Source organism: Streptococcus sp. NLN76, from assembly GCF_015686645.1.
Lineage (GTDB): Bacteria > Bacillota > Bacilli > Lactobacillales > Streptococcaceae > Streptococcus.
Genome location: NZ_JADPMS010000050.1, coordinates 1 through 10,093 on the forward strand (window position 1 = coordinate 1; position 10,093 = coordinate 10,093).

Here is a 10,093-nt window from a genome sequence, read left to right on the forward strand (position 1 = left end):
CAAATTTTGTTTGAGTGTGTTAAGAAATCTTGATGTTGGTAAAGATATGAGTATGAGACGAAAGAAGTTCCATTTGAGTATGGTATTCGATAAATTTTTAAGAGTACTAATTTAAAAAAGATTCTAGCAGGGAATAAATCTACTAGAATCTTTCGTGCGTTTGTCGTGCCATCTATTCTGATAACTTGATCAAAACGTTTCAGGATTTCTCTGTCTTGATCATGAGTGATCACAATAATGATTGCATCAGATATAGAAAGTATATAATCCATTATCTTCCTTGATCTAATGGGATCTAAATTACTGGTTGGTTCGTCAAATATATACACTGAGTAATTTTGACTCAAATATCTAGACAAATCAATTCGTTGTTTCTCTCCTTCCGAAACTGGACTATAATCTCCTCCAACAGACTTCTGTAAAAACTGGCTATCAAATCCCATTACTTCCTTTAATTTGTTTGATAATGGAGCTGAATTTCCCAGTTCAATATTATCCAATACACTTCCTTTCACAAGGAAGTCATTTTTTTGTACAAAAGCAATTTCTTTATAAAGGCTTTGAGAATTTACTTGATCATTTGCTACTCCATTTATCTCTATTTTCCCCTGATATTTTGTAGAAGAATAGTAGTTTAAAATCAATTTCATAAGTGTAGTTTTACCCACCCCAGATTCTCCGACTACAGCATATGTTTTTCCTTTCTGAAATTCGAAAGAAAAGTCCGAAAAGAGGATTCGATTGTCAATCTCGAACCTAAGTTTCTGTATACTTATGGATGAAACTGCCTCTGCCAACTGTTTTGATTCTGCTATAACATTTTTTTGATTTTCTGGTCTTATAAGTTCGTCAAAATTAACCAAGATTGAATCTGCACTCTGAATCAGATTTTTTGAATAGAGGAAATTTTGGAAAGGACCAAATACTCCGTTGAGGAGTTGAATGCTTGCAACTAATAGACCAATTGTCAATAAATCATTTCTTACAAAGATAATACCGACCACCATACATGCTACTTGTGAGAAGAAACTTAAAAAAGTACCGGTATTAGAAGCAAGATCTCTCCCGTATTGATAGGCTTGTCTAGCATTCTCAAAATCCTGTGTTGAATTTCCAACCTGTTCTTGCATCCTTTTTTGGATACCTAGTAACTTTATCTGCTCGAAACTCTTTAAAAAATTTGTCATTATGTCTAAATAAGATTGATTTTTAGAGGTATAGGTCTCCGTTGCAGCTTTAATTAGCTTTCCAGGAATTTGGGATAAATTGATTGTAAGCAAGGAAAGGAGCAGGAAAAGTAAGGCTAATCTCCACTCAAGTAACATGAGAGCACAGATACTAATCAGCATGGAGGCAAGATTCACTACCATATTAAATTTGGCCACTAAATGATTTTCCATAAGTAAGTCTATGTTCTTTGTCAACGAGTTAAGAAATTCGGATTCTGATTTTCTTTCAGGAAAATCTTGATTAAGATAGGATTGAACTAAGCGATCTTTTAAATCTAAAATAATTTTTTTGATATAGAAATTTTTAACATATGAGGATGTCCAAGAACATAGGTACCAAGCTATAATTGTCAGAACACAGAGAAACACTTGCCTCTGTAGCTCGTGAGTCGAAATAGTTAGGCTGTCTAAAATTGTTCCTAGTTCGATGGAAAATAAGGTCATCAAAATCGATGCACTAAGAGCAAAAGTAAGCGCAAATCCATACCAAATTCTATAGGACTTTATCAGCTGTTTCATGTGACTCACCTCCTTTTGATAACCTCATTCTACCTCCTATCATCCCTATCCACTCAAACTTCCCGTATTTGGAACGAAAAAACTCACTATTTTTTTCAAACCGTTAATTTTTTCAACTTGTATTCACTAACCTTTCTACATATTCCCATTTCCTAATAAAAAGGCTGGAACACAAGTTTTACCACAAAAAAATATGATAGAATACAAGGAAAAAGGAGGTTCTATGAAAAAGTATGCAATTTTAGGACTGAGCTTATTATCTCTGAGCGGATTCACTGTATCTGCTGATGAAACTATAGCTTATCAAGAATTATTCAATCGAGATTTAAAACCGAATGGCGATTGAATTGTGCGCTATGCCCTCTATGATATCGATGACAATGGAACCGATGAACTCATAGCTGAAACAGATGGACAGCGCCAGCTTCTTTATAGTCTTTTAGTTTACTTTTAGTACAAGGCAGCGAGTCGTAGACAGTACTGAAGTACGGCAAGACGAGCTAACACAGTAATAAAAGATAAACTAAAAGACTATACTACCTCAAAAAAGGCTCTCCAACCTATTTGGCTCAAAACTACGAAGCCTCTACAGATGGTTACCGCAGCTTTTTCGCCATCAATAAAAATCAGACCATTACTCATTTTGAAGTCATGGCTGGCAGCAGCAATGCTGATTACAAAGTTTATCGACTAAAGAAAGATAATACAGCTGCTGAAGTGATTGAGAAAAAGACTTACAATTTAAAAGCTGATCGCAATTCTGCTCCTCCTGAGAGAGTTGACTTATCATCCTTGGAATGGAAATCAGTTAACGGCAATCCAGTAACCTCCAGTAGTAACCATGCAAGCAGTCCAAAAAATCCGACTGAACAAAGCACGTCCAGCAGTTCTAGCAAGACGGACAACCCGAAAACCAATCCTAATGCGAGCCAAGCTCTTTGGAACCAGGAGAAAGCTGAACAACTAGCCAACTATATGGTTGAGTTCGGAAATAAAATGGGACAACCAGGTTACAAATCCTATGCTCCAGGAGATGACGACGACTTTTTTGGTGTCATGAGCTTTACGGAGCAAGATCGAATCGTAGTCGGCGAACGGGTAGCGGATGTAGCTGAACTCACAAACGAAAGGAAGGTTACAGTGGCCTTCTCTAATGATGGACTTGGAACCGCTGACTACAATATTGTAGCTAGCTACGGTGTTGTTCACAAAAACTTCCCTATCTTCTATCATTTTACGATTCACGAAGGACAACCAGTTGTGCTAGTATCTCGTCAAAACCAAGGTAATCCTGAACGATTATACTACATGAATCCAACAAACAACACTGAATTGAGAGATACTTTTGCAGCCATTGTAGAAGGAAGATAATTCGTAAAAAGCTATTTCTACTTAAAGAAATTCTCCAACTGCGTCCTCACTTAACGAACTAGTAGACAAAAAAGAACTCCACAGATTAAGGACAAATGATACGTACCGTATCAAAATCCTTTATCTGTGGAGTTCTTTTATCTTTGATAACTACTAAATTTCACAAGCCAAGTTAGTATCATCCTCCACCAACATATGGTGGTCAACCTTGATACAGCGGTCCATCATTATATCTGCAACTCCCGCATCTTCCAACATATCCAAAGCTTCCTGGCTAAAAAGACCGAGTTGAGCCCAAAAGGCTTTGGGTTTCGTGGACATCTTAAGATAGTCTGCCGCAACGTCCGGTAAAAACTCACTGCGACGGAAAACGTCTACGATGTCGACTGGGAAAGGGAGGCTTTCCAAGGATGGGTAGACCTGCTGACCTAGAATTAATTGGTCGACAGCACGTGGGTTGACGGGGACAATACGATAGCCCTTTTCTTGAAGATAAGATGCCACTCGGTAACTGACAGCATCTTCTCTAGGGGAAAGTCCTACAATCGCAATAGTCTTGCTTTCTACAAGAAGTTTTTTAATCGTAGAGGAATCTGTTACAAGCATATTAGGACCTCCGAATTTTTTCTAGGGGACGACCCTTGGCTAGTTCATCAACGAGCTTATCCGTTATACGAATTTGCTTCATCAAAGGATCTGTCAATTCTTGAATTTTAACACCACAAATTGTTCCTGTGACAGTGTCCGCAGCTGGATTCCAAGCAGGACTTTCCTGATAGAAGTTCGCTAGGGTTCGAGTTTCTGAATCGAACTGAAGTTGTTCAGGGCTGTAACCTGTGAGCCAGCTTAGAATCTGATCCAATTCATCCTGACTACGCTCTTTTCGTTGAACTTTGTTCAGATAGGCCTGGTAAATACTGGTCCAGGTCATCTGATCGATTGTTTTTCTTGCCATTACTGACCTCGCTTGTTTCTAAACTGCTCTCTCTTCTATCCCAAAACCCTAATACCCGAAGCCAACCTATGCCGTCAGCTATTCGATGCTCACTTCCAAGACTGGCTTCGTTTTCCTTTTTCTAGGCTCGGAATCCAAGATATCGAGAGGAATTCGAGATATCTTCCCACTGGACTTGCCTCGCTCTCACGTTTCTAGGCCCAGGATCCAAAAGTCCATCGGACTTACCTCGCTTTCACATTTCTAGGCTCGGGACCCAAACATCTCCCAGATGTTTGGGTTACTTCGCTTCATACCATGTGTCTCCTGCGTTGCCGTCGGCGATGAGGGGGACGGTGAGTTGGATGGCGTTTTCCATGACTTCTTTGAGGAGGGTGGTGATGGCTTCTTGTTCTGATTTGGGAACTTCGAGGACGATTTCATCGTGGACTTGGAGGAGCATGCGGCTGGTGTAGTTGCCTTCTTCCAAGGCCCGGTCCAGGTTGATCATGGCGATTTTGAGGATGTCAGCGGCAGACCCTTGGATTGGGGAATTGATGGCTGTCCTTTCCGCAAAGGAGCGTACTTGGAAATTCCGAGCATGGATGTCCGGCAGTGCACGACGGCGATGGAAAATGGTTTCCACATAGCCTTGGTCACGCGCTTCACGGACAATACTGTCCATATAATTCTTGATGCCAGGGTAGCGCTCGAAATAAGTTTCGATGTAATCCTTGGCTTCGGCGCGTGTAATGCCTAAGTTGTTGGCCAGTCCGAAGTCTGAAATTCCATAAACCACACCGAAATTGACAGCCTTGGCATTGCGACGATCCAAGTCCGATACTTCTTCCGCTGTAGCGCGGCCAAAGACCCGCATAGCTGTAGAAGTATGGATGTCCAAACCATCCTTGAAGGCCTGAATCAAATGCTCATCTTGAGAAATATGTGCCAAGACCCGTAATTCAATTTGCGAGTAATCCGAACTAACCAAGACAGCGTCGTCAAAGGAAGGCACAAAAGCCTTACGAATTAAACGTCCCTGCCCCAGGCGAATCGGGATATTTTGCAAGTTGGGATCCGTACTGGATAGACGCCCCGTTTGGGTCAAATCCTGCACATAGCGAGTATGAATTTTTCCATCCTCTGCGATGGCATCCTGCAAGCCCACGACATAAGTGGATTGCAGCTTGGTAATCTGACGGTAGTCCAAAATCTTAGCCACAATCGGTGCAATCGGTGCCAAGCGTTCCAAAACATCCACCGCAGTCGAATAGCCCGTCTTGGTTTTCTTGGTGTACTCCAAAGGCAAGCCCATCTTCTCAAAGAGAATCACGCCCAACTGCTTCGGCGAATTGATGTTGAATTCCTCGCCCGCCAAGTCGTAGATTTCCTGGGTCAAGCCCTCGATGATCGCCTGATTCTCAACCTGCATCTCTTCCAATGTTTCACGTTGAACCTTGATTCCTGCCAATTCCATTTTGGCCAAAACCTTGGCTAGTGGCTGCTCCATGTCTACCAAGAGCGTCCATTGCTCCTGCTCCACCAATTGGCTTTGAAGGGACTCCTGTGTATCCACCAAAACGGCTAGTTTATCAGCCAGGTGCTGGAAGAAGACCTCTTCCTCCGGAATAGCCCGTTTCACGCCCTTACCGTAAATGACCTCATCCTCTACCAAAGGACGACTGCCATATAAACGCGCTATGGTCGAAATCTGATTGTCTTCAACCGTGGACAAGAGATACTTGGCCAAACGACTATCAAAAGCTGGCAAAGGCAAGTCCAGACCATATCGATCTACTAAAACCTGGACCTTCTTGAAATCATAAACATACAGAGGAGTCTGCCGCAAGAATTCTTGGAACACAGGACTCTCTAAAACAGCTGGAGACTGCCCCACGTAAATTTGGTCCTTGGTTCCCCAAACCACACCTCGCAAAGGCTCGACATGATAATTCTCACCTAACAACTCCAAATGAAGGAAGGTTTCTGCTCCAAACATCTCCGCCGTTGGCTCAGCCACCACCTGATAAGGAGCATGCTCCACCGGAGTTGAAGCCCCAGCAGATTGGTCTAATTGCTGCTTCAATTGGAGGAAGCCCATATCCTCATAAAATTGTCCCAAGGCTGGCACATCCGGACCTTGGTAGACAAGGTCCTCCAAACCAATCGCAATCGGCGACTGGGTGTTGATGGTTGCTAGGGTCTTAGATAAGAAGGCTTGTTCCCGGTCATTGATCAGATTCTCCTTCATTTTGGACTTCTTCATTCCGTCCAAGTTTTCATAGATCCCCTCTAGAGACCCGTATTCTGCCAAGAGCTTGAGACCTGTCTTTTCCCCAATCTTGGTCACCCCTGGAATATTATCTGACTTATCCCCCATCAAGGCCTTTAAATCGATAAACTGAGCAGGGGTAATCCCCATTTTTTCCATCAAATAGTCAGGGGTGTAGGCTTCAAATTCCGCTACCCCTTTTTTCGAAATCTCAACAATCGTATTGGAATCCGTCAATTGAATCAAGTCCTTATCACCCGATACAATCGTCACTTCAAAATCGGCACCCTCAGCTAATTTATCCAAAGTCCCGATAATGTCATCCGCCTCATAATTCTCCAACTCATAATGGCGAATCCCTTGAACCTCCAGCAACTGCCGAATAAAAGGAAACTGCTCCCGAAACTCATCCGGCGTCTTGGCCCGACCCCCCTTATAATCCGCAAACATCTCTGTCCGGAAAGTCGTCTTGCCCGCATCAAACGCCACCAAAACATGAGTCGGCTGCACCCGCTCCAAGAGATGCGACAACATTAACTGAAAACCGTAAATCGCATTGGTATGCAAACCAGACGCTGCCTTAAACCGATCCAACTGCTGATAAAGGGCAAAAAAAGCCCGAAAGGCCACAGAAGACCCATCAATGAGTAGTAATTTTTTCTTATTTTCCATAAAACAATTATAGCACAGACCTAGAGGAAGCAAGGGAATGGGGTCATTAATACTCTTTGAAAATCAAATTTAACCGTTGTCGGGTCAGACAGTCTGGGAGACTGTCTGAGATTCTAGTTGAAAAAACGAAGTTTTTGTCAACTTTGCCGTACTTATTTGAAACTTTCTTCGAAAGTATTATCAGTAAACTCAAAATCTCTCCCAGAGATTTCGAGCTGTCTGCGGCTCACTTCCTAGTTTAATTTTTGATTTGCATTGAGTATAAAAAAATAGTGAATGAACTCGAAAAATTTTAGATAACAATCAGAAATGTTACAGAAAACACTTCATTAAAAAACGTTTATTTATATTGTTTGTGTATCATTTGAGGTTTTGTTAGAATGAAGGTATTCACTAGTGATAACGGTTACATTTTGCTTGTAGGGAAATCCTTACACCTGGAATTGATTTAGGAGGTTATTATGAAACCTAAACATATTTATCGTACTCTGTTACTATCGAGCACCTTGTTATTCCTTGCTAATACAGAATTCATCACAAGTACTGTATCTGCAGATGAAAAAACGACACTAGCTGACATAGAGATTCCAACCACTCAGCTCGAACCCACAACAGATGACAATTCTAGATTCCAAGTTCCTGAAGCTAATCACTACAATGTCCCACCGACCTTAACCCAAGATACCCCGACTCCTTCCGAGTTAGATATTTCCCAACAAATTCCTGAAGTAAACATGCCTTCTCAACAGGAGTCTCAACCAGTTGAGAACAATCTTGTCACCGAAATCAATATAGCAACAAAACTCCCAGAATCAGACGTTCCAAGTCCCAACAGTCCCTTCCGTAATAACCAGCCAAGCAATCCACAAAAAGCTGCGGCTGAATTCGAGGACAAGGCTAAGCAGTACCTTGCCAATCTAACCCCAGAAGAACATCAATTATTGGAAGCTAGCCCAGATATAAAAAGTAAACAAAAAGTTTTAGAGAGTATTCTTATTCGCCAAATTAATGAAGAATATAGCTTGAAAGAATTAGAAGAATTCAAGAAGACCTTGACTCCAGAACAGAAAAAAGAACTGGAAGAAACCTCTGATTTAGTTGAATTTGAAACGAAACTAAAATCTTTCTACCAGACTTCGCAAGCCCAACAAGATTTTGGGAATCTTGTTGACACCTTAATTCTAAACAGCACTGAAGAAGAATTCCGTCAACTTCAAAGAAGTGCTGACAATCCCGAAAAATTTACACAAACTATACTTGACCTAGCCGCTTCACAAGCACAGACTAATTCAATTTCTGAAACAAATCAAACTTTTCGAATGCCCATTACAGCGGGAATTCCACTTATTATAAAAGCTGCACCTTATATTATTGCTGGAGTAAAAGCTCTCGGAACTGCAGTTATCGCCTACTTTGGTTCTCAGGCAATCAATAACAGCTATCAATACGCACGTGCTCAAGCCTATCAACGGCAACAAGCACTGTATGCTACCATGGCAAAAAGCTATGTAAACAATCAAGCTAGAATTCAATCAATCAGCCAAGCTCAAAGTTATACGTATACTGGTCCTGGTTACTATGCCGTTCAAAACTATACTTATCAGCCAAGTCAGTCTTATGGCTATACACCAAACTACTCCTACACTCCTCAGTACACAGGAGGATATACTGCACCAGCACGCGCCTATGGCCAAGTTGCTGCCTCTGTCTTTTATTATACAGGCAGTCTCAAACTCCCAGTCTACAATTTATCAGGAAAAAAACATACTGTTCTTCCAAATGAATCTGTCTGGTCTATCTCTCAAAAATACAAAATTCAAATGAATGACCTCATCACCTGGAATGGACTTACAAACGGACTCATCCACCCAGGGCAGAAGGTTTTGGTAAAACCAGACACTCTTATCAATAACGGTCTCCAACACCAAGTGTTGCCAAACGAATCCGTTTGGTCTATCTCTCAAAAATACAGCATCTCCATGGCTGATTTCAGAGCTTGGAATAACATCAAACATGACACCATTCACCCAGGACAAAAAGTTTACATTAAGGCAAAATCGGCTGCAAAAAAAGCCCAATATATTGTCAAAGCTGGAGATTCTATCTGGAAAATTGCCAAAGAGCACGGAATTACAATTGATGACCTAGTATAGTCTTTTAGTTTACTTTTAGTACAAGGCAGCGAGTCGTAAACAGTACTGAAGTACGGCAAGACGAGCTAACACAGTAATAAAAGATAAACTAAAAGACTATAAAATGGAATAAAGTCACAAACTTTACCATCCATCCTGGTGATACCCTCATCACAACCCAACCTCCCCTCAATCCCTTGCCACCTGTGATTACGAAACAACCATTACCTCAACTTGGTGCGCTCTATACTGTCAAAGCTGGAGACTCCATCTGGAGAATCGCCCATGATCACAGTATCACAATGAAACAGTTGCTAGAATGGAATAACATCACCAATCAAACCATCCATCCTGGCCAACAACTCATTACCCAAAATCCAGCAAGTCCTTCTGCAGCCACTGCAAATAAATCCTACACTGTAAAAGCTGGAGACTCTGTTTGGAGAATTGCTCAAAGTCATGGTGTCTCCATGGATGATTTGGTTATGTGGAACAATATTTCAAACTTTACCATCCATCCTGGCGAAGTCCTCATTCTCAAACAACCAACACAAGCACCCTATTCCGGACTCACAACTCATACCGTCCAAGCCGGTGAATCCGTTTGGCTTATCGCTCAAAAATATGGCATCACAATGGATGAACTGGTAGAATGGAATAACATTTCCAATTTCGCCATCCATCCAGGGCAGAGAGTAATTATAGGCTATGTTCCCTCTCCAGAAACTACAAAACTTGCTAAAGAATTAGGATATAGGAAGATAAAAGAAAGGAGTAAACATGATAAGCCAATTTATGAACGTGTAAAAGGTAAAGGTCCTAAATTTATATCTCCAGTGGATTTCAGTCAATATCTTGGACAGTTTTTGATAGAATTTTGTGCGTTCTAGGCGCCCCGTGGTTGCCTGGCCTCCTTTTTCTAGTTAGTATCTTTCAGAAACTAACTAGAAAAAAGAGGGTAAAT

The 10,093-nt window shown here is 41.4% G+C and carries 7 protein-coding genes and 1 pseudogene; 4 read left to right on the top strand and 4 right to left on the bottom strand.

From position 1 onward, the window contains the following. Positions 1–362 precede the first annotated feature (362 nt). A pseudogene (locus I1A59_RS08205) lies at positions 363–1,748 on the bottom strand (ABC transporter ATP-binding protein); the annotation flags it as partial. A gap of 223 nt (positions 1,749–1,971) precedes the next feature. Between I1A59_RS08205 and I1A59_RS09810 the strand changes: the two are divergent. Both I1A59_RS09810 and I1A59_RS08210 read left to right on the top strand, forming a co-directional pair. Next, positions 1,972–2,094 carry a hypothetical protein gene (locus tag I1A59_RS09810; protein ID WP_282097658.1) on the top strand — a complete coding sequence of 41 codons (123 nt, stop codon included), beginning with the start codon at positions 1,972–1,974 and terminating at the stop codon, positions 2,092–2,094. Between the two features lie 218 nt (positions 2,095–2,312). Beyond that, on the top strand, positions 2,313–3,119 hold the full coding sequence (locus I1A59_RS08210) for a DUF4767 domain-containing protein (protein WP_196092294.1): 807 nt from the start codon (positions 2,313–2,315) through the stop codon (positions 3,117–3,119). Between the two features lie 153 nt (positions 3,120–3,272). On the opposite strand, the gene I1A59_RS08215 is transcribed toward I1A59_RS08210, so the two are convergent. The 3 genes from I1A59_RS08215 to polA form a co-directional block, all read right to left on the bottom strand. Continuing rightward, on the bottom strand, positions 3,273–3,725 hold the full coding sequence (locus I1A59_RS08215) for a CoA-binding protein (protein WP_196092295.1): 453 nt from the start codon (positions 3,723–3,725) through the stop codon (positions 3,273–3,275). A 1-nt stretch (position 3,726) separates the two neighbouring features. After that, a complete protein-coding gene (locus I1A59_RS08220) occupies positions 3,727–4,074 on the bottom strand; it encodes a DUF2200 family protein (RefSeq protein WP_196092296.1) in 348 nt (115 codons plus the stop codon). 280 nt (positions 4,075–4,354) lie between these two features. Then, positions 4,355–6,997 (bottom strand): DNA polymerase I, encoded by a 2,643-nt coding sequence (gene polA / locus I1A59_RS08225; RefSeq protein WP_196092297.1) that lies wholly within the window; start codon positions 6,995–6,997, stop codon positions 4,355–4,357. 461 nt (positions 6,998–7,458) lie between these two features. Here polA and I1A59_RS08230 point away from each other — a divergent pair, with 461 nt between their 5' ends. Both I1A59_RS08230 and I1A59_RS08235 read left to right on the top strand, forming a co-directional pair. Continuing rightward, on the top strand, positions 7,459–9,150 hold the full coding sequence (locus I1A59_RS08230; RefSeq protein ID WP_196092298.1) for a LysM peptidoglycan-binding domain-containing protein: 1,692 nt from the start codon (positions 7,459–7,461) through the stop codon (positions 9,148–9,150). A gap of 185 nt (positions 9,151–9,335) precedes the next feature. Next, complete coding sequence (locus I1A59_RS08235) at positions 9,336–10,019, top strand: LysM peptidoglycan-binding domain-containing protein (RefSeq protein ID WP_196092299.1); 684 nt, start codon at positions 9,336–9,338, stop codon at positions 10,017–10,019. Positions 10,020–10,093: the final 74 nt, after the last annotated feature.

What these genes read in the sequence shown, in the direction of transcription:
- I1A59_RS09810 (WP_282097658.1), top strand. Translation starts at nt 1,972, where the DNA reads ATGAAAAAGTATGCAATTTTAGGACTGAGCTTATTATCTCTGAGCGGA.
- I1A59_RS08215 (WP_196092295.1), bottom strand. Translation starts at nt 3,725, where the DNA reads ATGCTTGTAACAGATTCCTCTACGATTAAAAAACTTCTTGTAGAAAGC.
- I1A59_RS08220 (WP_196092296.1), bottom strand. Translation starts at nt 4,074, where the DNA reads ATGGCAAGAAAAACAATCGATCAGATGACCTGGACCAGTATTTACCAG.
- polA (WP_196092297.1), bottom strand. Translation starts at nt 6,997, where the DNA reads ATGGAAAATAAGAAAAAATTACTACTCATTGATGGGTCTTCTGTGGCC.
- I1A59_RS08230 (WP_196092298.1), top strand. Translation starts at nt 7,459, where the DNA reads ATGAAACCTAAACATATTTATCGTACTCTGTTACTATCGAGCACCTTG.